Source organism: Pseudomonas sp. OV546 (assembly GCF_900116845.1).
GTDB classification, from domain to species: domain Bacteria; phylum Pseudomonadota; class Gammaproteobacteria; order Pseudomonadales; family Pseudomonadaceae; genus Aquipseudomonas; species Aquipseudomonas petroselini.
Map to the genome: position 1 here is coordinate 499,632 of NZ_FPCE01000003.1, position 26,344 is coordinate 525,975.

Here is a 26,344-nt window from a genome sequence, read left to right on the forward strand (position 1 = left end):
GCACGGCTCACCGCCGCCTGAGTCCCTTCCAAGCTCGCCATACAGCCAGCGATCATCGCTGACCGCTCGCTGCGAGCAATTCCTTCAAGATCGTCGCCGGGTCGGCCCGCTGTTGCTTGCGGTAGTTGCCGACATGGCGAACGAACAGTGTTGCGCGCGTCACCAGGCTCTTGCCGAGCACAGGCTTGCGATCCAACTCTTCCTTGATCCGTTGAAACTGCGCCTGGATCACCGCATCGGTGTAACGCGTGCCGGTGGCCAGGTTGTCGATATAAATCGCCACCGCGCCATCAAGCGCACTGCGACCATTGGCGATGGCCATGTCGAACAGCTGCGCGCTGGCCTCGTCCTTGTTGTCCAGGGCCTGCTGGCGACTCTTCTGCAGGTTGGCCAGGCGAATGTTGTAGTTGGCGATGGTCTCGGCCACCAGCGCGGCCGACTGAATCAGGTTGCCCGCCGCTTCTTCACGTTGCTGGGCGATCAGCGAGACATTGCGCTTGAGCTCTTCGTTGACCAGCCCCAGCTCAGCTTGCAGCTTGGGATCGACACTGGCGGCGATGATGCTGTCCAGGCGCTTGGTCGGGTCCTGGGCGTCGTCGATGGCGTCGGTCAGCGAGGCCAGGCGGCCCTCTTTCTGCCACTGCGCGAACAGCTCCTTGTAGCGCGAACGCGGTGCCGACAGCGCACCAATCGCCACGCGGAAACCCGTGGTCTCGTTGCTTTGCTCGGTGCCGTCGGCGGCAAACAGCGGGTACTCGCGGCGCATGCCGGTGAACAGCGTGCCCTCGCCTTCCAGGTAGTTGCCGCCCTTGACCACAAAGCCGCCGTAGGTGCCCTGACGGCGCCCCGCGTGGACCAATTGGAAGGACTCCTGGACCATTTCGGCCGCGTTGCCGATCACATCGAACAGGCCGATCGGGTTGGGCAATTTGGTGCCGATGGGCATCAGGCGCGCAGCCTGGCCAGTGCCGCCGGCCACTTGGTTGAACACGGCGTAATCGCCGAGCGGGCCGTCACTGTCACTGCCTTCGACGCGGCGGGGGAACAGGCGCCCTTCCAGGTCCTGGCGGCTGACCGCATGGCCACCGCGCGCGGCGAATTCCCACTCCACTTCGGTGGGCAGGCGCACAAAGCCCAAGCCGCCGTCATCCGCCGACGAGCCACGACCGCTGACCGGCAGCAACTCACGGTGGTATTTCATCAACCAGGCGCTGTACACCGCCGAAAAGCGCTCGGCTTCAAAGCGCGACAGCTTGACCTTGGGCAAGCGCCCGGCCATGCCGGTCGGCGCATCGCACGCCGGTGCCGGTTCGCCGCTGGCCAGCGACTGTGCCTGCGACATCACTTGGGCGTACTGGCGGGCGGTCACTTCGTACTTGCCGATGAAGTACAGCATCGGTTTGAGCGGGGTCTTGGCGTCGGTCTTCGGCATCAGCGGCGCGATGACTTTGTTCCAGTCTTTGGGCAAGTCCTTGAGGGTGAACTGGCCGTTGATGAAGTCACGGCGGTAGCCGGAAATAAACGACTGCTGATAGCCCGCCTCGCCTTCGGAAAAGGGGTAGCCGAGGCTGATCTCGCGGTCATCCAGGGTGCCCTGGGCCAACACGTAGGCGTAGCGGAACACCATGTTGCCTTCGCACGGCAGCGGCAGGCTGACGTCGCCTTCCAACGGTTTGGGGTTGTCGAGCTTGTCACTCGCCTCATCGGCCCAGGCCATCGAGGCCAGGGTCAGCGCCACGCAGGCGCCCAGTAACTTATACATCTCTGATTCCTTCAGAAGCCTGGATCCGCGCCACTCGCCAACCGCCACAGGCCGCCGCCACGGCGCTGACGCCCATGACTGCAACCAGGGCCAGGCCGTAATGACGCGCCAACAGATGGCTGGCGTATTCGCCCGGCACCTGCACAAATAACTGATTCAACGCCGCCTCGGCCACGCCATACAGGCCGGCACTGAGCACGGCAGCAAAACCTGCGCTGTACAGCGCCTGCACCACCACAAACAGCAACAGCCCACCCGTCGAGAACCCCAACAGGCGCAACACCGACAATTCCCGACGCTTGCGCGCCACAGCCGCGAGGGCCCCGGCAAAGATCGCCGCAAACGCACCCGCCACCGCCAAACCGCCAATCATCCAAAACACGATCGACAGGTTGCGGCTCAACGACTGCACCTGGGCGATGGTCTGGGCCTGGGTCGACACCAACAGGTTCTGACCGGCGAAAAACACCCGCAGCGGTTCCACATCGACGAGGTGACGGGCGTACAGGCGGAACGCCGGGTACACACGCTGCTCGGTCACACCAACCGCCTCCCCGACCCAGCCCAGCGCCGGTACTGCACGACCATCACGGTAATCTTCTGCTGCTTCCAGCAATTTCAAATCGGCAAACAACCCGTCACGGGCGAAGGCCTCCAGCGGCAGTACCGCCAGCACCTGCAAGCGCGTGCGCTGGGCTTCCACGCGCCCCGCCACTTGCCGGGCAAAACTGGTTTCCAGCCAATCCCCGGGCCGCGCCGCCAGCTTCTCGGCGGCGGTGTGACTCAGCACGATCTGGTCCAGGCCCCGAGGCAACGGCAAGCCGTTCAACAACGGATCGCCCGACGCCGTCGGCAGCATCTCCAAGCTCAACGAGCCCACCTGCGCTGTTGCCGCAATCTGCCGCGTGCGCGGTACGGCAAACGCTACATCGCTGCGCTGGCCGAGCTGCTCGATAAAGGCGCTGCTGAATCGACCACCGCCCAGCGGAATAATTTCACGGGTGGCGGGGTCAGTCTCCAAACGTTCGGTCAAACTGCTAACCAGTCCAAATTTCAGGCCGAATAACACCAGCAACGGGGCGATCACAGCGACCAATGCCAGCACCGAACAGGCCGACAGCCACGCGTCGTTGCGGTAATCCTGCCAGGCGAGCGACGCGACCAAGCCGATGCGCATCAGCACGCCTCCCCGAGGGTCGCGGTGACGCCGCCGTCGGTGTCGCGACGGCAACTGATGCGCCGCACCTGCAAGCCACTGGCGCGGGCCAATGGTTCGTCATGGGTGGCGATCACACACGCGGCGCGGTGCTCACGAGCCTGGGCCAGCAGCGCCTGCATCACGCGCTCGGCGTTCAGCGGGTCAAGGGACGCGGTGGGTTCATCCGCCAGCACCAGCTGCGGCGCATGGGCCAGGGCGCGGGCGCAGCTGACGCGCTGGCGCTGCCCCACCGACAACGCGGCCGGTTTCTTGGCCAACTGGTCACTGATTTCCAGTTGCTCGGCCAGGCGCAACACGCTGCCGTCGTCCTTCAATCCCAGCAGTTGCCGGGACAAGGCGATGTTGTCGCGCACGTCGAGAAACCCCAGCAGGCCACCGGTCTGCAGCACATACCCCAGATGCTGGCTACGCAGCGCGGCCAACGTGGACTGCTGCTCGCCGCGCCACAACCCGGCGATGTCGTGCTGATGGAAATCGAACTGCCCGACCTGGTCCGGCGCCAAGACCAGCGCCAGCAGGTCCAGCAACGTGCTTTTGCCGCAACCGCTGGGCCCGACAATCGCCAATTGCTCACCCACGCGCAGCGTCAACGCCGGGATCACCAAGCGATAGCGCTGGCTACCGACGCCCCGGCTCTTGTGCACCGCGCTCAGGTTCAGCATCACGGCAACGTCGACAACGGCACGCGGTACAACGCATCGCCCGGCTCGGCATCGCCGAAACGGACCCAGTTGGCCACGTCATTGTGGAAGGTTTCATAGAGGCGGATCTTCGAATCCAGCTCGTCGATAAAGTCTTCCTGCTCGGCCACGCTCAACGACAACCACAGGTCCTGAGTCATGTTCAGCGACTTGCTGCGGTACGGCAGGCCTTCCAGGTATTCACCAAGAATGCCGCCGTCGGCCAGGTTGCCGCCCTTGCGCAGGGCCTGCGGGTCGCGGCTCATGTAGGCCGAGGCGCTGGCGATTTCCTGGAAGAAGTCCTTGGGCGAAGTCTGGGTCTTGCGCGCCGCGTCGACGATCAGTTTCAACGACTGTTGCAGGTCGTTGAGCTGCAATTTGGTCAGCATCACGCACACCTGGAACGCCGGCAGTGCCGGGTTGGTCAGGTCGCGGTCGGCGGTCCAGGCGCTGACCAGTTGCGGCGCCTGGCTCGCGGCTTTGCGACCGAGGAAATCCATGTGCATGGCGTAGCCGACGGCTGCGGATTTATCCGCCAAGGTTGGCGCGGAACTCAACAACGGCACTGGCTGCGGCGTATTGCTGCGTACCTGATGAACAAGGTTGGCGAACACCGTGCCGATTTCGTCCACACGCTCGCCCAATTTACGCACGTCGCCACCCGGCACCGGCGTGTAGAGGTCGCCGATCTGCGGGTTGGCGTCGGCGGTAAGGATGCGGTACTGGCTCTCGGCACCGGCATGGGTTTTCTTGCCGGCGTCGGTGCGCAGGTGCAGGGCGTAGATCTTGATCTGCTTGCCCAGCGCCGCCTGGCGCACTTCGGCTTCGTTCATCTGGGTGGCGGCAAACGGGTCGTTCTTGCGCAGCGCGCCTGCGTCGGTGACCAGCAGGATAATGCGCCCGCCGTAGCCGGACCAATCCATGCCATCCACCGCCTGCATCACCCCGGCGAACGCGTCTTCGTTGAACGAATGGCTGGACACCGTGGATGCCTTGACCTGGCGCGCCATGTCGAGGAAGCGTTGCGGGTCGCGGCCCTGGTCGAGGCTGATCAGGGTCTTAGCCACGTACTCCAGGCCTGGGGTTTTCTTGATACTGCTGCGAAAGCCCACCATGCCGAAACTGACACTGTCCAACTCGCCACGCTCGGCGATGCGGGTTTGCAGTTCGTGCACCACGTCGCGAATCTGGTCGATGTAGGGCTGCATCGACACGGTGGTGTCGACCACCAGCACCACGGCGGTCCGGAAGGCGTCGGCGTTGGCCTTGATCACCGGCGTCGAGGGCTTGACGGCCGCGCTGCTGCCGGGGTCGATGGAGGCCACATTGAGCAACTGCACCGGCTGGCCGTTTTCGTCAAAGCTCTCTTTGGAATCGAAGATCGGCAACAGGTAGAACTGGTTCTGCGGCACCGCGCTGGCCGTCGGTTCCAGGGCCAGTATCTGGCTGTTGTCTTCGCTGTTTTTCTGCGCCTTGGCCAGCACGCCTTTGGCGGCGGCCGGGTCGGCCAACAACTTCTCTACTTCGCCGGATTGGCGCAGGAACATCACGGGCGCCCGGCCCGAACGTTCGGTGAACTTGAGCACCAGGCTCTGTTTCCAGTCGCTGACGTGTGACGCCGGCAACCAACCGTCGCTGCGCCCATCGGTGGCGGCACCGACGCGTACCCACGGGCTGCCGTCAACGTCCTTGCGTTGGTAGACATAGAGCACGGAAAACGCCGGCAGGGCTTTGCCCGGCGCGCTGCCTGCGTCAGAGGAAAGCTTGGCGCCCGGCTTACTCAGGACGCGCTGGAACAGTGTCTTCTTACCTGCCATCAATAACGGACGCTGGCCGCCGTCGACGTCGGGAACAGGCGGCGCCACCGTCGGCACCACCGCAGCCGGCGGCTTGGCGACGGGCTTATCGCTACCGCTCAACCACCAGTAACTGGCACCACCGATGGCCAAGGCCACCGCCACCGCAACCGCCGCCAGCGCCATCACCGGCCCACGGCGCTGCTCGGACACGGCGTTGTGTTGCGTCGGTGTCACCACCGGCTGGCGCGCGACAGGTTGCGGCTGTGGTTTATCGGTCGGAATATCGATAGTGACCGGGGTCATGCCCGCCAGGTCGAAGCTCAGCGGGATGGGCAGCGGCCGCACCAAGGTGGCCTCCGGCGACTCCGCCGGCAGGTTATCCAGGGCCTGCAACAACGCCGCTGCATCCGGGAACCGTTCCGCCGGGTCCTTGGCCAACAGCTTGCGCAGCACCTCCTGGTAGCGACCGTGGTGCACCGGCAGTTCCGGCAATGGCTCGGTCAGGTGCGCCAATGCCGTGGACAGCGCGTCGGTGCCGCTATACGGCAGCTTGCCGACGAGGATTTCATACAGCACCACACCCAACGCGTACAGGTCGGCACGGCCATCGATCTCCTGGCCCCGCGCCTGTTCCGGGCTCATGTAGCTCGGCGTGCCCACGGCAAACCCGGCCTGGGTGAACTGGGTGCGGTCGTCCAGCGACTTGGCGATACCAAAGTCGGACAGTACCGCCGTGCCATCAGCGCGAAACAGAATGTTCGCCGGTTTCACATCGCGGTGCACCAGACCTTGGGCATGCGCATAGCCCAGCGCCGAGGCGATCTGGCGAATCAGCGTCACGCCCTGCTCCGGCGTCAACCCAGCGGCGATGCGCTCCTTGAGCGTACCGTTGGGCAGGTATTCCATGGCCATGTAATACAGCTCACCGACGTTGCCGATGTCATGGATGGTCACCGTGTGCGGGTGCGACAAGCGCGCCAGGGTCTTACCCTCGCGCAGGAAGCGTTCGCAGAAGCTCGGGTCGGCCGCCAGCGCCGCCGCCATCACCTTCAACGCCACCTTGCGCTCCAGCGAGCGCTGGGTCGCCAGGTACACGCTGGCCATCGCGCCTTCGCCGATCTCGCCTTCGATGTCGTAGCCGGGGATGACGATGTTCATGGCGATACCTTCACGACGATGGCGGTGATGTTGTCCGGCGCGCCCCGGTTGAGCCCCAGGTGCACCAGGCTGCGCACGATTTCATCCGGCGCGTCATGGCTGAGCACTTCGCGGATCTCATGGTCTTCGACGGTCTTGTTCAAGCCGTCGCTGCACAGCAGGTAGCTGTCACCGGGGGCGATCAGCAGGTCGACCACCGCCAGGTCCAAGTGAGCCTCCACGCCAATGGCGCGGGTGACGATATTGGCGCGTGGGTGGACGCGGGCGTCGGCTTCGCTGAGCAGGCCGCTGTCTTGCAGGTCCTGGACGTAGCTGTGGTCGCGTGAGATGCCTTCGAGCACACCGTCGCGCAAGCGGTACAAGCGACTGTCGCCGGCCCACAGGCACACGCCGCGCAGGCCTCGGGCGGCCAACAGCACCACGGTACTGCCCATCATGGTCACGCCACGATGGGCGGTTTCTTCGCGCACGGCTGCGTTGATGCGGATCAGGTCGTTGCGCAGCGCCGCCGTGTATTCATCCAGCGAGCGCCCCACCGGCACGCTGCGCAGGCTGTCGACGATCAGGCTGCTCACATAGTCCCCCGCCGCATGCCCGCCCATGCCGTCGGCCACCACCCACAGACGATTTTCCGGCAGGTCCAGGCAGGCGTCTTCGTTGACCTGGCGGACCATGCCCACATGGCTTTTGCTCGCGGATTTGTACGTCGACCCCATCTACACCACACCTTCTTGTCCGAGCAAAAACTGCGCAAAATCGCTGGCGGCAGGCAGGCCCTGACACCGCAACAAACCTGGGGAAATCGCCTGCGAGCCCCGGCCCCACCACAGGCTCGCGCCGTCGCAGGCCAGTTCGGCGAGCGCGGTCATGCGCTGGTGCGGTTCAGTGGCGGCCACCCGTTGCAGACCGGCGAAACGGCTGTCCTGCGCGCGTAGCTCGCTCGCCGGGAAACCCAGGCTATCGAGACCGTCATTGAAGCCTTCGAAGGTGGCACCAGTATCCAAGGTGCTGAGCAACAGCGCTTCGGCCTGCTCGAACCAGCTGTCCGGCCCGCCCACCAGCGAGGCTGGGTTGGTGGCGTGATCGAGCAACGCCACCACCGCCAGCGGAAAGTAGCGGCCGACCCGATCGATGCTCGGCATCACCACGCCCGCCGCCGCGTCCGGCCCACACACGCCGGGCGCCAGCACAAAGCGCCACAGCGGGCTGACCAGGTACGTGTTGAGCCAATCAGCGCCGAGGCTGTTTTGGCTGGCAAGCAAACCCGCCGCCAGCCAGCTGTCCCACGGGCCGATAAAACTCTGGGGCAAGGCGCGGCTGACAAAATCACCGCGGCTGGCCAACTTGCCGTAGAAACCCAGCGCCGTCATAGCCGCTCCGGCAGGCTGAAGCCGCTGAGCACGCGGCTCTTGAACGGGTTGAAGGCACTGTTGGCGCGCAGCTCGTAGGCGATGCTCGCACCGTCGACGCGCAGGCGCAGGTTGAAACGGTCCGGCGAATTACCGGCGGTGAGGTCCGATTGCTCGAGCAAGCGGAACCAGGCCCACGGCCCGTCCAGGGTCACGCCCGAACGGCCACTGGCCGATGGCGGCATGATCGAAATGCGCACCACGCCAATGCTGCCAGGGTTCGGCCATTGCATCGCCACCGGGCGGCTGGGGCCATGGTCGTAGCTCAATTGCTGGCCGTCGAGGTCAAGCAAAAACTGCGTGATAGTCGGGTCCATCGACACCGGCTTGAGTTCGAACCGCACTATCGGCTGGGTCCCCCCGGCGCGGAAGAACGCATCGCGGATCGTCGCCGCACGCTGGAAGGTTTGCAGCACACCCGGTGCAATCCCGAGTTTCTGTGCGGCGCCCGGCTGCCAGCGCCAAGTCTGCGCGGAGGTGTCCACGTAGGGCTGCAGGTACTTGCGGAAGTAGTTGTCCATCACCCCGCCCACCCCGAAGAACTGGCCGAAGTCATCCAGGGTGGCATCCCGCGCACTGCCCGGCGACATCGGGTAACGCCCGGCCAGCGACTGGCGATACACGTTGACCACTTCACTGACCCAGGCCGCGTTCAACTGGTTACGCACGCCGCCCATCATGCTGTTGGTGGTGGAGTTGACCACCGACTTGACCATGCCCTGCACCAACGGCGGCTGGCGCTCGGCATTCAGGCTGACCCGTGTGGCCGCAGCCGCCGCCTGGTTCTTTGCCTCGCCGAGCAACGCATCGCCGCTGGCACCTACCATGGCGCTGACCTGCACATACAGTGCATTCATGTCGGTGAGCAGGCCATCGATGGCCGCCGGCTCGCCTTCGTTCTTGCTGACGATGCTGTTGAGTTCGGCGAAGTGCGCGGTCACCGGATCATCCGCCGCGACGGGCGTATTGGCGGTCGGTTGCTCCTGGCCGAGCAGGCTGCCCAGGCGCTCCTTGAGCTTGTCGACGCCCCCTTCCACCGGCACACCTTTGGCGGCCAGCTGCCGTTCTTCGGCTTGCAGATCGGTTTCCTTGGCCACGGCCACCAGCAGTTTTTTCAGCGGCGAGGTCGGGCCGGAAATCACCCGCAGCACGTCGGCCGCCTGGGCCACGCTGGTGATCGGCACGAAGTCGATGTCCGCGAGCAAGGCATCCCACTGGCGCTGGTAATCCTGGAAATACAGGCGGCGCACGTCGGCGGCCAAGCTCACCACGTTCTGTTGGTCGGCCTGTTCGTGGCCCAACACCCACTGCTCTTCGGCGAGGGTGCCGGTCTGGTTCAGGCTGCTCAGCAGGAACGCCTGGCGATAGCCTTTGGCGGTGAAGAAACCACTCAACGGCTCGCCCAGCGGCTTGCCGCTTTTGCGGCTGAACACCAGCGCTGCGTCACGACCAGCGGCTTCGTTGATGCGAAAGTCCGGGATGCCTTCGGGCAGTTTCTGGCGCTTGACCCGGTCGTAGACGCGCTGGGCCACCGGCAGTTGTTGCAACTGGCGACGCAGGTCATCGATCAAACGTGGGTCGAGGCGTGCGCTCGGCGGATGGCGTTCGAACAGCGCCTGCAAATGCCCGGCCAGGGCCTGCCGTTGGTCCGCCGGCAGATCGCGGGGCAGGTTGCGGTCCCAGTCGAGGGCGATCCAGGCCTTGATGAAGTCCGGGTCGTAATGCTCGGTGTCAGCGAGCATCAGGTAGGCCTTGAGGCCTTCGTAGAGGAAGTCGGAATTGCCGCCACCGTGCAGTTGTTCTTCGATGCGCGTCACCAGGCGTGGCGCGAACACCGCGATCAACAGCTTGCGGTAAACACTGGCGGACTCGGCTTCAAGCATGTCGCCCTGGTACAGCCCGAGGCCTTCGGACCAGTTGGGCGAGTCGCCCGCCAGGTTCTTAACGGCGTTGAGCAACGGCAGCACGGCGAGGACGTCGCGCTGCGCCGGGCTCAGGTTCTGCACGGTCTGGCCCAGTGGCGCGACCTTTTGGTCGACCTGGGCGATATACGCCTGGTTGGCGCGGTAACTCACCCACCACAGGCCGCTGACCACCACGACCAGCGTCACGGTGGCGGCCAGCACGCCGCGCGCAATCCATTTGCGCCGACGCTCGACCTTCGGGTTCACCCCGACCAGGCCACGCTCGGCAAACGCCACCGCAGTGAAGAGTTTTTCGATGAAATAACTGCGCCCGGTGCCACTCTGGCGCGCCAGGTGCTGGCGGTCCAGGTTCATACTCTGGGCCATCGCACCGATCAGACGGTCAATCGGGCTGCCTTCCTGGGTACCGCTGGTGAAGTACACGCCGCGCAGCAACACGCGCTCTTCAAAGGCATTGGGTTTGAACACGCCTTCGAGGAAGCTTTGCAGGCAATCCTTCAACGCACCGAACTGCTGCGGGAAGCCATAGATCAGGTCGCGCCGCGCGGGGTCGCGTTCCTGTTGCAGGCGCTCCACCAGGCGTTCGTTGAGGCGCTGCTCCAGGCCGGCGAACTCGCTTTGCAGATGCGCCAGCGGGCTGTCGGTGTTTTTGCCGTCGTCCAGGGCAAAGGTCATGCCCCACACCTGGGCGCGCTCTTCCTTGCTGAGGTTGTCGAAGAACTCCATGAAGCCCGGCACCAGGTCGAGCTTGGTCAGCATCAGGTAGATCGGGAAGCGCACGCCCAGTTGGGTGTACAGCTCCTGAATACGCAAGCGGATGGCGGCGGCATGGGCGGCGCGTTCGGCGTCGGTGCCCAGCAACAGGTCCGACAGGCTGATGGCGATAAAGGCGCCATCGATCGGGCGGCGCGAGCGCTGCTTTTTCAGCAGGTCGAGGAAGCCCAGCCACGCGGCTTTATCCACCGTGGAGTTGCTGTCCTGAGTGGTGTAGCGGCCGGCGGTGTCGAGCAATACGGCTTGATCGGTGAACCACCAGTCGCAGTTGCGCGTACCGCCGACGCCGCGCACGGCACCGGCACCCAGCTGCGCAGCCAGCGGAAAATGCAGCCCGGAGTTGACCAGCGCCGTGGTCTTGCCCGAGCCCGGCGGGCCGATGATCACGTACCACGGCAGCTCGTAGAGGTTGCGGCGTTCATCGCCACCCAGCTTGGCCTTTTTCAGCAGCGCCAGGGCCTCGTCCATGCGCTGGCGCAGGGTGGTGAGTTCTTCGGCGGTGGCGGTGCTGTTGGGGTCGGCCGGGGTTTGCGCGGCCAGGCTGCGCATCACTTCGGCGGCCTGGCGGCGGGCCTGGATGATGCGGAACACGCGATAGGCAATCCATACCGCAAACACCAGGATGATCAGCGCCCAACGGCGCCCTTCCGGCACCAGCACATCGAGCAACGGCCCGACAAACCAGATGATCAGGCTCAGGGCGATCAGGCCCAGCACGGGGATCACCCAGCGAATCATGAAACTGAAAAACGCCTTCACTCGACGCCCTCCGCCAATACGGTGATTTCAACCCGACGATTGCGGGCACGGCCTTCGGCGGTGGCGTTGGTCGCCACCGGCTCGGTGTCGCTGCGGCCCTCGGCGCTGAAGCGGTCTGGCTGGCCGGTCTTGGCCGCGAGGATGTCCAGCACCGACTTGGCCCGCGCTTCGGACAGCGCCCAGTTGGACGGGAAACGCAGCGTGGCAATCGGGCGGTTGTCACTGTGCCCGGTCACCCGCACCTGGCCCTTGACCTTGCGGATGGCGTCGGCGATGCGCAGCATCAGCGGCTGGTAGTCATCGACGATGCTGGAGCTGGCGGACGCAAACAGCTCATCGCCACGGATGGTGACCACCGAACGGTCGACCGCATCTTCCACGGCAACGCGCCCCGCCTTGATGTCTTCCACCAGGAAGCCGGCCAGACGTGGGCGCTCGATGACTTTAGGCTGCGCCACCGGACGGTCGATGGCCTGCACCGGGATCTCACCCAGGGCATGGATATTCTTGAACACCGGCTCGGCATCCGACGCCAGCTTCAAACGCAAACCAAACAGCAACGCCAGCAGGAGCGCGACGCCGATGGCCACGGCGATCCACGGCGGCATGAATTGCGCCAGGCGATCACGGGCCACGGTCACGCCGCGCCAGTGCGGCGACAGCTCACGCTCGTGTTCACCCCGCGCACTGCGAATGGCCGCAGCGGTGCGCTCGCGCAGGGCTTCCAAGTGGCTGCGACCGTCGTTCATCACGCGGTAGCGGCCTTCGAAACCCAGGCACATGCACAGGTACAACAGCTCCAGCAGGTACAGGCGCTCCCGTGGGCTTTGCAGGCAGTGGTCGAGCAACTGGAAGACTTTTTCGCCACCCCAGGCTTCGTTGTGCACGGTGATCAGCAGGCTCTGCTTGCCCCAATCACTGGTGCTGCCCCAAGGCGTGCTCAATACCGCTTCATCCAGCGCGGTGCACAGCGCGTAACGGGCCAGCAGCACTTCGTTGCGGGCGATGCCGGCCGCTTCGGCGCGCTCTTCGAACTGGCGCAGGTAAGCCAACAACTGCGCGCGCAGGCTGGCCGGTGCCGGGTGGGCGATGGTGTTGCGCAGGCGCGTCAGCAGCGCCAGCAAGGGGCCGGCGGCGCTTTCCAGCGGGTTGAGGCCCTGGCTCTTGCCGGTGAGCATCGGCGCGGCCGGCATGGCCAGCGGCGAAGGTTCGGCACGCACCGGTTCCGGCGCCCGGCCACCCGGACGCGGCATGAACTGGGTGCGGTCATCATCATTGGGATGCATCGCGGATTATCCTCGGATCGCCCAGAAGGCCAGGTTCAAGCCCGGGAACTGCCCGGCGATATGGAAGGCAAAACCGCCGGAGTTGCCCAACTGTTGCCAGGCCTCGCTGCCGCGATCCAGCTCGTAATAGGTCGAGCCGGCGTGGTACGGCAGTTGGCGTGGCGCCACCGGCAGAGGCAACAGGCTGATGCCCGGCAGTTGCAGGTTGACCAGGTCGCGGATGTGCTCCACCGAGCCGACTTTGCTCTGCTGGCCGAAGCGCGCACGCAGGGTTTCACCGGGCACGTCGGCCCGCACCACGAGGATGAAGCTGGCGTTGTCGAGCAGGGTCTTGTCGGCCAGCATCGCCACGTGCACGCCGTAGGCTTTCTCGACAATCGGGATCGGCGTGGCCTTGCTGTCGATCAGCATCGACAGCGCTTCACGCAGCGCCGCCATCACCGGGGCAAAGCTCAGGGCCAAGTCGTCGTGCTGGTACTGCGGGTATTCCTGCGGGCGACGGCCCGAGGTGGAGAAGGTCGAGAACTCGCCGGCCAGGCTGACCAACTCACTGAAGAAGCGCTCCGGGTGCAGCGGGCTCAACTGGCTCAAATGCTGGATCAGCGGTTGGGCACGGTTGACCAGTTGCAGCAGCATGAAGTCGGCAATCTCCGACGCGCCACCGGCGCCCGAGGCAACTACGCGGCCAGCCAAAGCCTCGCCGCGCTGGTGCAGCAAGCCGAGCAGTTCACTGCGAAACGCCGTCAGCGGCTTGCTCGCGGCGACGTCCAGCACCGGCGGAATGTAAGTGTCGTCGAGCACCAGCGCACGGTCGGCGCGCTTTTCCTTGATGCGCACCAAGCCCACAGCGGCGTAATCGCTGATGCCATCCTGGGCAGTCAGCAGACGTAGGGCCCGTGAGCCCACGGCCACCGGGGCGCGATTTTCGAACGGGGCGTTGTCGTCGCGCACTTCGCGGACCTGGCTAACGTAACGCGCCGCTTCCAGGGCTTCGCCTTCATCCACGGTATCGCGGGCGCCGGCACGCTTGAGCGGCAGCGCCAGGTAAACCAGGCCGTCGCGCAGGTTGTCGTCAATATTCAACGGGCTCGGTGCCAGGTCGTCCTGGGGGATGTTGAACGGCGTACCGTCCGGCAGCAGGCCGCGCGCCGACACGATCGCCAGCTTGCCCTGGGCCAGCAGGCCCTGGTCGATCAGCAGCTCGGAAACCCCCCAGGCGCCGGCGGACAACGGGCGGCTGCGGGCGTCGATCAGGTTTTCCAGGTAACGGTCATGCTGCTGGAAGTGCTGCGTTCCGATGAACATGCCTTCCGACCAGACCACGCGATTGTTCCAGGACATGGGGGCTCCGATTGCTTCTTATTGAGCAGGGCTGGATGGGGTGACCACGACGTCGGCGCGCACGGCGCGTACATCGAGGCTGATCTGGTATTCGGTGTATTGGCGCGCGGGCACGTTGATCACCGTGCGCCATTGCGCACGGTCCAACTCGCGATAGCCCACCAAGAGCCCGATCTGGCGCGTGGACGGGTCGAGGTCGCGCTGGATGCTCAGTTGCTCGCCGGGTTGCACCATCACTTCGTCCTGGTCCAGCAGGTCCAGGCCCAGGGTCGATTGCGCCCGGTCAGCCAGGGCGAAGTAATCGGAGCGGGCGAAGGTGGCGGCGTTTTTCAGTTCGAAGATGCGCACCCGCACCGGCGCGGCCTGGCCGTTGGCGCCGGGGTTAAGCCCGCTGATCGCGTGGAAGTGCAGCTCGACGGCGGCCGTATCCGCTTCGGCCTCGCCGGCGGTTTCGGGTTTGGCGGCGTCTTTGGCACACGCCGTCAGCAAAAGCAGTGTGGCAATTGCGAGTAAAAACCTGGGAATCATCCTGCGTCCTCAATGACGTACTTAGCTATCCGTTGATCCATGTGTCGCGGCGCGGTGTTACCGACGCTGTCGTGCGCTGTGCTCTTCGTAGGCTCGGCTGAATTCGCGGCCGAACAGGTCCTGGAAGTCTTCCTGGGCCTCGCGGGAAATATTGCTGTAGAGCTCGGTGAACTGCTGCCAGTACTGGGCCTGGCGCGAGCCATTGAAAATGCTCGACAGCCCGCCGGGCTTACCCATGCGCTCCTCCAGCTGGGCCGGTTCAAAGCGACTGAGCAAGTGCTTGATCGCCGCTTCCACACCGGCCATCACCGCCAACTGGTGGGCACGCAGGTCGTTGAAACTGTCGCGCACGGCGAGATCCGGCGCCATAAACGCCTGGTTGCCGTGACGAAGCAAGAGCAGTAACGCTTCGTCGGCGTTCGGGGCGAATTTCAACGGATTGTTTTCCGCCGGCTGGATCATCGTCTGCTGCATGCGGAACTCGCCCTTGAGGCTGGCGCGGGCACGCAACACGTCGATCAGGCCTTCGACCATCAGGCGGTAGCTGCGGCCGATGCTTTCCATCTGTGCCTCGGCCTGGGCTTTGTCCAGGCGCAGTTGGTCCAGGCCCGCGCCATGCAGGAAGGCTTGCAGCAGGTCGGGTTGTTGGCTGTCTGCCACGGGGAGCACGGGCTCGACCACGGGAGGCGGCTGGATGATCGGCGGTGGAGGTGGCGGCGGCGGCGCAGCGCTGGCAACAGGCGCAGGCGTATCGCCAAACAGGTCCCAGTCTTCGGGAATCACCGAGCCCGACACCGCGGGCGGCTCGGCCGCGGGAACGACGACCGGTGCCGGTGGGCGAAAGTCGTGCTGCTCGGAAGGCACGTGGTCCGGCACGGTCGGTGGCGGTACGGCGGTGGGGCTGAGGAAATCAAACAGGTCCGGCAGCGTGTCCATCGACGAAGCGCCCTGGAACTGCGGTGCAATCGCTGGCGTGGGGACTGGCGTGGGCTTGTTCACCACGGCGCCCATCAGCGCTTCAAAGCTGTTCGGTGAATCGCCGGCAAAGGCCTGGCTATCAACGGCCTGCACGTTGAAGTCGATACGCGCCTGGATCTCGTAATCGCCGATACGGATCAGCTCGCCGTCTTGCAGTGGCTCGCTATTACCCCGGCGCATACGAATACCGGCGTTCACCAACTCCACACCGTTAGTGCTGTTATCGGTTAAATAATAACGGCCATCTTTGTATTGAATAACGCAGTGTTGCGAAGACACCAACCGCTCAGGATCAGGCAATACCCAGTCATTATCCGAGCTGCGGCCGATAGCCATCGCGCCCTGATTCATGGACTTTTCCGAGCACTGCCCAGGGGTAATCTTGTGATAACTAGTGATAGTCAAACACAGCGACATCTTGCCTCCTTGCTGATACTTCGCGCGCGGTCGACTCCCAGGACAACGGTTCCCGAGAATCCCCATCAGGTCGTGCAATCGACCCTCTACAACCTGCTTTTCCAGCATGATCGCTGATCTTAACTGGGCTCTATGACAAAAATCCTGTCCCGGTGCGTCGTTCGACCCACCAGTCGCGCAGGTTGTTAAGCACCGCACATCTGTCACAGAGGGCGAATAGCTTACCTTGACAAGGCCTAACTACTACACCAAAAATGCACAACTTCTTGAATACCAGTGATGGCACATTAGTGGCATCTTGCATATATGACCAAGAAAACATGCAAAGTTCCTCGCGCAACTAATGCATGAATTGCCCGCCATCTAACGGGCTGATAGGGAGATCGATTTCAGTGGATGTGCCGTTGCTGCTCACCGCCGTTTCCGCGACTTCGCCATGTGGCGAAGACATGGAATATGACGCGCAATTTTTGCAATTGGAGCGTGATGCCAAGGGCCAACCCGAGCGCAGCATGGGCGACGCCATCCTGCCCGCCGAGCCGCCGGAATGGCGCAGCATCCAGCAGCAAAGCCTCGATCTGCTGGCGCGCAGCAAAGACCTGCGCATCACCCATTTCCTGCTGCAAAGCGCCCTCGCCCTCCAAGGCGTGACCGGCCTGGCCGAAGCGCTGACGCTGATCGACGCCCTGCTGCGCGATTACTGGGCCGACCTGCATCCACGCCTGGACGCCGACGACGATAACGACCCCACCGTACGCATCAACGCCCTCACCGGCCTGACCTGCGACACCAACATTCGCTTGCTGCGCGAAAGCATCCTCACCCGCTCACGCACCTTCGGCCCCGTGACCCTGCGCGCGGCGCTCAACGCCAGCGGCCTGTTGAGCTTCCCCGATGAACAACTCGGCGCCCAGCAACTCACCGCCGCGTTCCTCGACAGCGACCCCGAGCAACTGCAAGCCACCCGTGACGCCCTGATTGCGGCGCGTGCGGCGTGCGAAGCCATCGAACAACACGTCAACGACCAGGTCGGTTCCGCCCAGGGCGTGGACCTGAGTGCCTTGAAGCAACCGCTCAAGCAGGCGTTGCAGATACTCAATCAAGCGGTGCCAGGCACCGCCGGCAGCAGCGAACCCGAGGCCGTCAGTGACGACAATGCCCCCTCGGTCGACTTCGCCGCCGCCCCCGCGGCACCGCGCCCCGTTGGCGATATCGACAGCCGCGACGATGTGCTGCGCAGCCTCGACAAGATCCTTGCGTACTACACCCGGCACGAGCCTTCGAGCCCGCTGCCGGTGCTGTTGAACCGGGCGAAGAATCTGGTGCACGCCGACTTTGCGGCCATCGTGCGCAATCTGATTCCCGACGGCATGTCCCAATTTGAAAACCTGCGTGGCCCGGACGGCGAGTAAGCCGCCCGACTGTGCAGTAACAACACCGTCGCTCAAGCGACCAGGAGCAGCAACGTGGCGAAGCAAAGTTCTCAGAAATTCATCGCGCGCAACCGCGCGCCTCGAGTGCAGATCGAGTACGACGTCGAGCTCTACGGCGCCGAGAAAAAGGTCCAGCTGCCCTTCGTGATGGGTGTGATGGCCGACCTCGCCGGCAAGCCTGCCGAGCCGTTGGCGCCGGTGGCCGACCGCAAGTTCCTTGAAGTGGACGTCGATAACTTCGACTCGCGCCTCAAGGCCATGCAGCCGCGCGTGGCGTTCCACGTACCGAACGAACTGACCGGCGAAGGCAACCTGAGCCTGGACATCACCTTCGAAAGCATGGACGACTTCAGCCCGGCCGCCGTGGCCCGCAAGGTCGATTCGCTGAACCAACTGCTCGAAGCCCGCACCCAGCTGGCCAACCTGCTGACCTACATGGACGGCAAGACGGGCGCTGAAGAAATCATCATGAAGGCGATCAAGGACCCGGCACTGCTCCAGGCACTTGCCAGCGCGCCCAAGCCTGCAGGGGACCAGTAATCATGACTGACAATACCGCCCGCGAAGGCACCCAGATCCTGGGCACCCAGACCGAAGAAGCCAGCGAGTTCGCGAACCTGCTGCTGCAAGAATTCAAGCCCAAGACCGAGCGTGCCCGCGAAGCCGTGGAAACCGCCGTGCGCACCTTGGCCGAACAGGCCCTGGCGCAAACCGACCTGGTGTCCAATGACGCGATCAAGTCGATCGAATCGATCATTGCCGCCATCGACGCCAAGCTGACCGCCCAGGTCAACCAGATCATCCACCACCCGGATTTCCAGCAGCTGGAAAGCGCCTGGCGTGGCCTGCACTACTTGGTCAACAACACCGAAAGCGATGAGCAGCTGAAGATCCGCGTGCTCAACATCTCCAAGCCGGACCTGCACAAGACCCTGAAGAAATTCAAGGGCACCGCGTGGGACCAGAGCCCGATCTTCAAGAAGATGTACGAAGAAGAATACGGCCAGTTCGGCGGCGAGCCGTACGGCTGCCTGGTGGGCGACTACTACTTCGACCAGTCGCCACCCGACGTGGAGCTGCTGGGCGAGCTGTCGAAAGTCTGCGCCGCCATGCACTCCCCGTTCATCGCTGCGGCCTCGCCGACCGTGATGGGCATGGGCTCGTGGCAGGAGCTGTCGAACCCGCGCGACTTGACCAAGATCTTCACCACCCCGGAATACGCAGGCTGGCGCTCGCTGCGTGAATCGGAAGACTCGCGCTACATCGGCCTGACCATGCCGCGCTTCCTGGCGCGCCTGCCGTACGGCGCCAAGACTGACCCGGTGGAAGCCTTCGCCTTCGAAGAAAACACCGACGGTGCCGACAGCTCCAAGTACACCTGGGCCAACGCCGCGTACGCGATGGCCGTGAACATCAACCGTTCGTTCAAGCACTACGGCTGGTGCTCGCGCATCCGTGGTATCGAGTCCGGCGGCGAAGTGGAAAACCTGCCGGCGCACACGTTCCCTACCGATGACGGTGGCGTGGACATGAAGTGCCCGACCGAAATCGCCATCAGCGACCGCCGTGAAGCGGAACTGGCGAAGAACGGTTTCATGCCTCTGCTGCACAAGAAAAACACCGACTTCGCCGCGTTCATTGGCGCGCAGTCGCTGCAGAAACCGGCCGAATACGATGACCCGGACGCCACCGCCAACGCCAACCTGGCCGCGCGCCTGCCGTACCTGTTCGCCACCTGCCGTTTCGCCCACTACTTGAAGTGCATCGTGCGCGACAAGATCGGTTCCTTCAAAGAGAAGGACGAGATGCAGCGCTGGTTGCAGGACTGGATCCTCAACTACGTGGACGGTGACCCGGCGCACTCCACCGAAACCACCAAGGCCCAGCACCCATTGGCGGCTGCCGAAGTGATCGTGGAAGAAGTCGAAGGCAACCCGGGGTACTACAACTCCAAGTTCTACCTGCGCCCGCACTACCAGCTCGAAGGGCTGACCGTGTCGCTGCGTTTGGTATCGAAGCTGCCTTCAGCCAAGAGTGCATAACCAACTGGCTCTTCTGTGGGAGGGGGCTTGCCCCCGAAGGCATCTACTCGGTCTGACTGAAAGTCCGCGTCGCCTGCATCGGGGGCAAGCCCCCTCCCACACAAAAGCAATGCTCCATTGGGCATAACCAAATATCGTGGCCCACGCCACACAGGGAGAAAACATGGCTGTTGATATTTTCATCAAGATCGGCGACATCAAGGGCGAGTCCATGGACAAGGCCCACAAAGACGAGATCGACGTGCTGAACTGGAGCTGGGGCATGGCCCAGTCCGGCAACATGCACGTGGGCGGTGGCGGCGGCGCGGGCAAGGTGAATATCCAGGACCTGTCGCTGACCAAGTACGTCGACAAGGCTTCGCCGAACCTGATGATGCACTGCGCCAGCGGCAAGCACATCGACAAGGTCAAGCTGACCGTGCGCAAGGCCGGCGGTGAAAGCCAGGTCGAGTACATGGTGATCAACCTGGAAGAAGTGCTGGTCACCTCGCTGAGCACCGGCGGTTCGGGTGGCGATGACCGCCTGACCGAAAACGTCACCCTGAACTTTGCCCAAGTGATGGTCGACTACCAGCCGCAGAAAGCCGACGGCACCAAAGACGGCGGCGCGATCAAGTTTGGCTGGAACATCCGTTCCAACACCAAGCGCTGATAGCTCTGGTGGCCGTGGTTCCCCACCACGGCCCCAGAAACCTGCCCCGCTCAACAACTGTCCCTCTCACAACCCGTCCGTGGAGCTGCTTTGGTGGTAACTGAAATCGCTTCCCGCGACCGTCTGCAACCGTCCCTACTGGACCGGCTGACCGACGACGACCCAACCAATCCCAAGGAAAGCGCCGACAAACGCGTGCTGTCCCTGACCCAATTGAAAGCCTCGGTGCTGCGTGACCTGGCGTGGCTGCTCAACACCACGTCGTTGCTCGATGCCGATGCCACGCTGCACACCCCGGCCGGTACGTCGGTGGTCAATTACGGCCTGCCGGCGCTGGCGGGCAACAGTGTTTCCAGTGTCGACATCAAGGCCCTGGAAGCCCTGATCTACCAGGCCATCGCCACCTTTGAACCGCGCATCCTGCGCCATACCCTGCGGGTCAAAGCCCGTGTCGGCCATGGCGAGATGAATCACAACGCCCTGAGCTTCGAGATCGAAGGCGACCTGTGGGCGCAGCCGGTGCCGTTGCGCCTATTGCTGCAAACCGACCTCGACCTGGAATCCGGCCATGTGCGTGTGGTGAATGCCGACCAGCGGAGGCGCCCATGAACCCGCGCCTGCTGGAGCTGTACAACCAGGAACTGCACCACGTGCGCGAAAGCGCCGCCGAGTTCGCCAAGGAATACCCGAAGATCGCCAGTCGGCTGACCCTGTCCGGTATGGACTGCGCCGACCCGTACGTCGAACGCCTGCTTGAAGGGTTTGCCTACCTCACGGCCCGTGTGCAGCTCAAGCTCGATGCCGAGTACCCGACCTTCACCCATAACCTGCTGGAAATCGCCTACCCGCACTACCTGGCGCCGACGCCGTCGATGACCGTGGTGCAATTGCAGACCGACTCGGACGAAGGCTCCCTGGCCAGCGGTTTCCCGCTGCCCCGCGACACGGTATTGCGTGCCGCCCTCGGCCGTGAAACCCAGACCTGCTGCGAGTACCGCACCGCGCACCCGGTGACGTTGTGGCCGTTGCAGGTCAGCAGCGCCGAGTATTTCGGCAACCCCGCCGCCGTGCTGGGCCGCCTGGCCGCCAGTGAGCCGAAAGCCAAGGCCGGCCTGCGCCTGACCCTGCGCACCGGCGCCGAATTGCCTTTCAACAGCCTCGACCTGGATAACCTGCCGCTGTACCTCAGCGGTGCCGACGAGCAACCGTTCCGCCTTTACGAGCAGTTGTTGGGCAACGCCTGCGCGGTGTTTGCACGCAAGCCCGGCGGTGACTGGGTAGAACGCCTGCCGCAGGACGCGTTGCGCTCCCGTGGTTTTGACGACGCCGACGCCGCCATGCCGGTTGTCGCGAGGGCCTTCCAGGGCTATCGATTGTTGCAGGAATACTTCGCCCTGCCCCACCGCTACTTGTTCGTCGAGTTCGCCGAGCTGAGCCGTGCGGTCAAGCGTTGCGACGGTCAGGAGTTGGAACTGATCGTGTTGTTCGACCGCCACGAACCGAGCTTGGAAGGCAGCGTCGGCGCCGCGCAGTTCCTGCCGTTCTGCACGCCGGCGATCAACCTGTTTCCCAAGCGCGTAGACCGTATTCACCTGTCCGACCGGGTCAGCGAGCACCATGTGATCGCCGACCGCACGCGGCCGATGGATTTCGAGATTCATTCGTTGAGCGGCATCACGGGCCATGGCACCGGGCCGGAACAACCCTTTTTACCGTTTTATGCGGTGCGCGACCCGTCGCGCTATGGCCGCGACCAGGCCTATTACACCGTGCGCCGCGAGCCGCGCGTGCTGTCCAGCGACCAGCGCCGCAACGGCCCGCGCTCCACGTACGTGGGCAGTGAAACCTTTGTCAGCCTGGTGGACAGCGGGCAAGCGCCCTACCGCCACGACCTGCGCCAGCTCGGCGTGACCGCGCTGTGCACCAACCGCGACCTGCCCTTGTTCATGAGCGTGGGCAACGGCAAGACCGACTTCACCCTGGCCGACAGCGCGCCGGTATTGGCCGTGCGCTGCGTCGCCGGCCCGAGTCGCCCGCGCCCCAGCCATGCCCATGACGCCAAGGCGTGGCGCTTGATCAGCCAACTGTCGCTCAACTACCTGTCGTTGAGCGAACAGGGCCAGGGCGCCGGCGCCTTGCGTGAATTGCTGCGCCTGTACGGCGACAGCAACGACGCGGCGCTGCAATTGCAGATCGAAGGCTTGCGCGAGGTCAGCAGCAAAGCGGTGACCCGTCGCCTGCCGATGCCCGGCCCGATCGTGTTTGGGCGCGGCCTGGAGATCACACTGGAATTCGATGAAAACGCGTTTCGCGGCACCGGCGTATTCCTGCTCGGTGCGGTGCTGGAACGCTTCCTGGCACGCTACGTGTCGATCAACAGTTTTACCGAGACGGTGATCCGTACCACCGAACGCGGCGAGATCATGCGATGGAAAGCCAAGCCCGGACGTCGTCCGACCCTGTGAGTACCCTGGATGCGATGCATCAGGCGCCCTGGGAATACGATTTCTTCCAGGCGTTGCGGCGTATCGAGTGCGAATCGCCGGAACTGCCGCGCCTGGGCCATTCCCTGCGCCTGGCGGATGACCCGCTGCGCCTGGGTCAGCAGGCGGATTGCACCTTTGCCCCGGCCACGTTGGCGTCGGTCGATCCCGGTGGCGACGGCAAGCCGGCGCGGCTGGAGCAGTTCTTCTTCGGCCTCGGCGGCCCCAACGGCCCGCTGCCGCTGCATATCACCGAATATGTACGCGAGCGCCAGCGCAACAATGCCGACAGCACCAGCAAACACTTCCTGGATGTGTTCCACCATCGCCTGCTGAGCCTGTTTTACCGAGCCTGGGCCGAGGCGCGGCCGACGGTCAGCCATGACCGCCCGGACGATGACTATTGGTCTGCGCGCCTCGCCGCACTGAGTGGTCGCGGCATGCCGAGCCTGCTGAATCAGGGGCTCATCCCGGATACCGCGAAGCTGCATTACAGCGGCCACCTCTCGGCGCAAACGCGCTACCCGGACGGCTTAAAAGCCATTCTCAGCGAGTACTTCGGCCTGCCGGTGGCGATCGAAGAGTACGTCGGCCAATGGCTCGAGCTGCCCGAACGCAGCCGCGTGGGCGTGAGCGCCAACCGCCTCGGCGTGGACTTTTGCCTGGGCAGCTTCGTGTGGGATCGCCAGCACAAATTCCGTATCCGCCTGGGCCCCCTCACGCTGGATGACTACATGGGCATGCTGCCCGGCCACCAACCGTTCAACGAGCTGGTGGCGTGGGTAGCCGAGTACCTGGGCCATGAACTGGACTGGGACTTGAACCTGGTTCTGCAACAAGCCGAAGTGCCAGCGCTGCAACTCAACGGCCAGTTCCGCCTGGGCTTCAACACCTGGCTCGGTAAACCCGAGCATGACGCCAACGACCTAATCCTGGCCCGGCACTACGCCGACCACGCCACCACCTCAAGGAATCCAGAGCATGGGTGAAATCAGTCGCGCCGCACTGTTCGGCAAACTCAACAGCGTGGCCTACAAGGCCATCGAAGCCGCCACGGTGTTCTGCAAACTGCGGGGCAACCCGTATGTGGAGCTTGCCCACTGGTTTCACCAGTTGCTGCAACTGCAGGACTCGGACCTGCACCGCATCATCCGCCAGTTCAACGTCGAGCCGGCGCGCCTGGCCCGCGACCTGACCGAAGCCCTGGACCGCCTGCCACGCGGCTCGACCTCGATCACCGACCTGTCGTCCCATGTGGAAGAAGCGGTGGAGCGCGGCTGGGTCTACGGCAGTCTGATGTTCGGCGAAAGCCAGGTACGCACCGGTTATCTGGTGCTCGGCATTCTCAAGACCCCGAGCCTGCGCCATGCGCTGCTGGGCTTGTCTTCCGAGTTCGACAAGATCAAGGCCGAGGCCCTGAGCGAGCGCTTTGATGAATACGTGGGCGACTCACCGGAAAACGCGCTGAGCGCCAGCGACGGTTTTAACGCCGGCGCCGTGCCGGGCGAAGCCAGCGGTGCCATGGCGCCCAGTGCGATGGGCAAACAGGAAGCGCTCAAGCGCTTTACCGTTGACCTGACCGAACAGGCCCGCAGCGGCAAGCTCGACCCGATCGTGGGTCGTGATGAGGAGATCCGCCAACTGGTCGACATCCTCATGCGCCGCCGCCAGAACAACCCGATCCTCACCGGTGAAGCCGGGGTGGGCAAGACCGCCGTGGTCGAAGGTTTCGCCCTGCGTATCGTCGCCGGTGACGTGCCACCCGCGCTCAAAGATGTGGAACTGCGCAGCCTCGACGTGGGCCTGCTGCAAGCCGGCGCCAGCATGAAAGGCGAATTCGAACAGCGCCTGCGCCAGGTCATCGAAGACGTCCAGGCCTCGCCCAAGCCGATCATCCTGTTTATCGACGAAGCCCACACCCTGGTGGGTGCCGGTGGCGCCGCCGGCACCGGTGACGCAGCCAACCTGCTCAAGCCTGCATTGGCGCGTGGCACCCTGCGCACTGTGGCCGCCACCACCTGGGCCGAGTACAAGAAGCACATCGAGAAAGACCCGGCCCTGACGCGCCGTTTCCAGGTGGTGCAAGTCGCCGAACCGTCGGAAGACAAAGCGCTGCTGATGATGCGTGGCGTGGCGTCGACCATGGAAAAACACCACCAGGTGCAGATCCTCGACGAAGCCCTGGAAGCCTCGGTGAAGCTGTCCCACCGCTATATCCCGGCGCGCCAGTTGCCGGACAAATCCGTAAGCCTGCTGGACACCGCCTGCGCCCGCGTCGCCATCAGCCTGCACGCGGTGCCAGCCGAAGTGGACGACAGCCGCCGCCGCATCGAAGCCCTGGAAACCGAGCTGCAGATCATCGCTCGCGAGCATGCCATTGGTATCGCGATTGGCGCGCGTCAAACCAATAGCGAAGCACTGTTGAGCGCTGAACGTGAGCGCCTGGCGACGCTGGAAAGCCGCTGGGCCGAAGAGAAAGCGCTGGTGGACGAACTGCTCGCTACCCGCGCGACCTTGCGCGAAAAAGCCGGCGCCGTAGACAGTGGCGACGACGCTTTGCGCGAGCAACTGGTCGACCTGCAACAACGCCTCAGCGCGCTGCAAGGTGAAACCCCGCTGATCCTGCCGACGGTGGACTACCAGGCCGTGGCCTCGGTGGTCGCCGACTGGACCGGCATCCCGGTGGGCCGCATGGCGCGCAATGAGCTGGAGACGGTGCTCAACCTCGACCAGCACCTGAAGAAACGCATCATCGGCCAGGACCACGCCCTGCAGATGATCGCCAAGCGCATCCAGACGTCCCGCGCCGGTCTCGACAACCCGAGCAAGCCGATTGGCGTGTTCATGCTGGCCGGCACCTCGGGCGTGGGCAAGACCGAAACCGCCCTGGCCCTGGCCGAAGCCATGTACGGCGGCGAGCAGAACGTCATCACCATCAACATGAGCGAATTCCAGGAAGCCCACACGGTGTCGACCCTCAAGGGCGCGCCTCCGGGCTATATCGGCTACGGCGAAGGCGGCGTGCTGACCGAAGCCGTGCGGCGCAAACCCTACAGCGTGGTACTGCTGGACGAGGTGGAGAAAGCCCACCCGGACGTGCATGAAATCTTCTTCCAGGTGTTCGACAAGGGCGTGATGGAAGACGGCGAAGGCCGGGTGATCGACTTCAAGAACACCCTGATCCTGCTGACCACCAACGCCGGTACCGAGCTGATTTCCCAGATGTGCAAAGACCCGGCGAACATCCCTGAGCCGGAAGAAATCGCCAAGGCCCTGCGCCAGCCGCTGCTGGAGATCTTTCCGCCGGCACTGCTCGGCCGCCTAGTGACCATTCCGTACTACCCGCTGAGCGATGAGATGCTCAAGGCGATCACCCGCCTGCAACTGGGTCGCATCAAGAAGCGCGTGGAGACGACCCACAAGGTTGCCTTCGACTACGACGACGCGGTGGTCGACCTGATCGTCTCGCGTTGCACCGAAACCGAAAGCGGCGGGCGCATGATCGACACCATTCTTACCAACAGCCTGCTGCCGGACATGAGCCGTGAGTTCCTCACGCGCATGCTCGAAGGCAAGGCGATGGCGGGTGTACGCATCAGCAGCCGGGATAATGAATTGCACTACGACTTCAGCGACGCAGATTGACCTGACGGAACACAATCAAAATGTGGGAGGGGGCTTGCCCCCGATAGCAGTGTG

At 64.2% G+C, this 26,344-nt stretch carries 19 protein-coding genes; 8 read left to right on the top strand and 11 right to left on the bottom strand.

Features of this window, described 5'->3' with window-relative positions:
- Positions 1-52 precede the first annotated feature (52 nt).
- From BM403_RS10335 to tagH, 11 genes are read right to left on the bottom strand one after another with little or no spacing between them, the layout of a single operon-like run.
- Complete coding sequence (locus BM403_RS10335) at positions 53-1,762, bottom strand: SUMF1/EgtB/PvdO family nonheme iron enzyme (protein ID WP_093542665.1); 1,710 nt, start codon at positions 1,760-1,762, stop codon at positions 53-55.
- Positions 1,755-2,939, bottom strand: a complete 1,185-nt coding sequence (locus BM403_RS10340; protein WP_046034848.1) for an ABC transporter permease — start codon at positions 2,937-2,939, stop codon at positions 1,755-1,757. Before BM403_RS10340 ends, BM403_RS10335 begins: the two co-directional genes overlap by 8 nt.
- Positions 2,939-3,643 carry an ABC transporter ATP-binding protein gene (locus BM403_RS10345; RefSeq protein ID WP_093542667.1) on the bottom strand — a complete coding sequence of 235 codons (705 nt, stop codon included), beginning with the start codon at positions 3,641-3,643 and terminating at the stop codon, positions 2,939-2,941. Before BM403_RS10345 ends, BM403_RS10340 begins: the two co-directional genes overlap by 1 nt.
- Complete coding sequence (locus tag BM403_RS10350; protein WP_046034845.1) at positions 3,643-6,618, bottom strand: serine/threonine-protein kinase; 2,976 nt, start codon at positions 6,616-6,618, stop codon at positions 3,643-3,645. Before BM403_RS10350 ends, BM403_RS10345 begins: the two co-directional genes overlap by 1 nt.
- Positions 6,615-7,334, bottom strand: coding sequence for a PP2C family protein-serine/threonine phosphatase (locus tag BM403_RS10355; protein WP_046034844.1), 720 nt, complete (start codon positions 7,332-7,334; stop codon positions 6,615-6,617). Before BM403_RS10355 ends, BM403_RS10350 begins: the two co-directional genes overlap by 4 nt.
- A complete protein-coding gene (gene tagF / locus BM403_RS10360; RefSeq protein ID WP_093542669.1) occupies positions 7,335-7,988 on the bottom strand; it encodes a type VI secretion system-associated protein TagF in 654 nt (217 codons plus the stop codon).
- Positions 7,985-11,485, bottom strand: coding sequence for a type VI secretion system membrane subunit TssM (gene tssM, locus BM403_RS10365; protein ID WP_093542671.1), 3,501 nt, complete (start codon positions 11,483-11,485; stop codon positions 7,985-7,987). The genes tagF and tssM overlap by 4 nt, the downstream gene beginning before the upstream one ends.
- Positions 11,482-12,771, bottom strand: a complete 1,290-nt coding sequence (locus BM403_RS10370; RefSeq protein WP_093542673.1) for a DotU family type VI secretion system protein — start codon at positions 12,769-12,771, stop codon at positions 11,482-11,484. The genes tssM and BM403_RS10370 overlap by 4 nt, the downstream gene beginning before the upstream one ends.
- Positions 12,772-12,777: 6 nt before the next feature.
- Positions 12,778-14,112, bottom strand: a complete 1,335-nt coding sequence (gene tssK, locus BM403_RS10375; protein ID WP_093542675.1) for a type VI secretion system baseplate subunit TssK — start codon at positions 14,110-14,112, stop codon at positions 12,778-12,780.
- Between the two features lie 18 nt (positions 14,113-14,130).
- Positions 14,131-14,640, bottom strand: a complete 510-nt coding sequence (gene tssJ, locus BM403_RS10380; protein ID WP_093542677.1) for a type VI secretion system lipoprotein TssJ — start codon at positions 14,638-14,640, stop codon at positions 14,131-14,133.
- A 57-nt stretch (positions 14,641-14,697) separates the two neighbouring features.
- Positions 14,698-16,035: a type VI secretion system-associated FHA domain protein TagH gene (gene tagH / locus BM403_RS10385; protein WP_093542679.1), complete on the bottom strand. Its 1,338-nt coding sequence runs from the start codon at positions 16,033-16,035 to the stop codon at positions 14,698-14,700.
- A gap of 392 nt (positions 16,036-16,427) precedes the next feature.
- On the opposite strand from tagH, the gene tssA reads away from it, so the two are divergent.
- From tssA to tssH, 8 genes are all read left to right on the top strand, one after another.
- Positions 16,428-17,447, top strand: coding sequence for a type VI secretion system protein TssA (gene tssA / locus BM403_RS10390; protein ID WP_093542681.1), 1,020 nt, complete (start codon positions 16,428-16,430; stop codon positions 17,445-17,447).
- 54 nt (positions 17,448-17,501) lie between these two features.
- Positions 17,502-18,008 (top strand): type VI secretion system contractile sheath small subunit, encoded by a 507-nt coding sequence (tssB, locus tag BM403_RS10395; RefSeq protein ID WP_010207547.1) that lies wholly within the window; start codon positions 17,502-17,504, stop codon positions 18,006-18,008.
- A gap of 2 nt (positions 18,009-18,010) precedes the next feature.
- The gene (tssC, locus tag BM403_RS10400; protein WP_015886557.1) at positions 18,011-19,510 is read left to right on the top strand and encodes a type VI secretion system contractile sheath large subunit; all 1,500 of its coding nucleotides are present in this window, start codon (positions 18,011-18,013) and stop codon (positions 19,508-19,510) included.
- Positions 19,511-19,673: 163 nt separating this feature from the next.
- Positions 19,674-20,162, top strand: coding sequence for an Hcp family type VI secretion system effector (locus tag BM403_RS10405; protein ID WP_015886558.1), 489 nt, complete (start codon positions 19,674-19,676; stop codon positions 20,160-20,162).
- Between the two features lie 93 nt (positions 20,163-20,255).
- On the top strand, positions 20,256-20,771 hold the full coding sequence (tssE, locus tag BM403_RS10410) for a type VI secretion system baseplate subunit TssE (protein WP_005792513.1): 516 nt from the start codon (positions 20,256-20,258) through the stop codon (positions 20,769-20,771).
- Positions 20,768-22,627, top strand: coding sequence for a type VI secretion system baseplate subunit TssF (tssF, locus tag BM403_RS10415; RefSeq protein WP_093542683.1), 1,860 nt, complete (start codon positions 20,768-20,770; stop codon positions 22,625-22,627). Before tssE ends, tssF begins: the two co-directional genes overlap by 4 nt.
- Positions 22,591-23,634, top strand: a complete 1,044-nt coding sequence (gene tssG / locus BM403_RS10420; RefSeq protein ID WP_093542684.1) for a type VI secretion system baseplate subunit TssG — start codon at positions 22,591-22,593, stop codon at positions 23,632-23,634. Before tssF ends, tssG begins: the two co-directional genes overlap by 37 nt.
- Positions 23,627-26,290 carry a type VI secretion system ATPase TssH gene (tssH, locus tag BM403_RS10425; protein ID WP_093542686.1) on the top strand — a complete coding sequence of 888 codons (2,664 nt, stop codon included), beginning with the start codon at positions 23,627-23,629 and terminating at the stop codon, positions 26,288-26,290. Before tssG ends, tssH begins: the two co-directional genes overlap by 8 nt.
- Positions 26,291-26,344 lie beyond the last annotated feature (54 nt).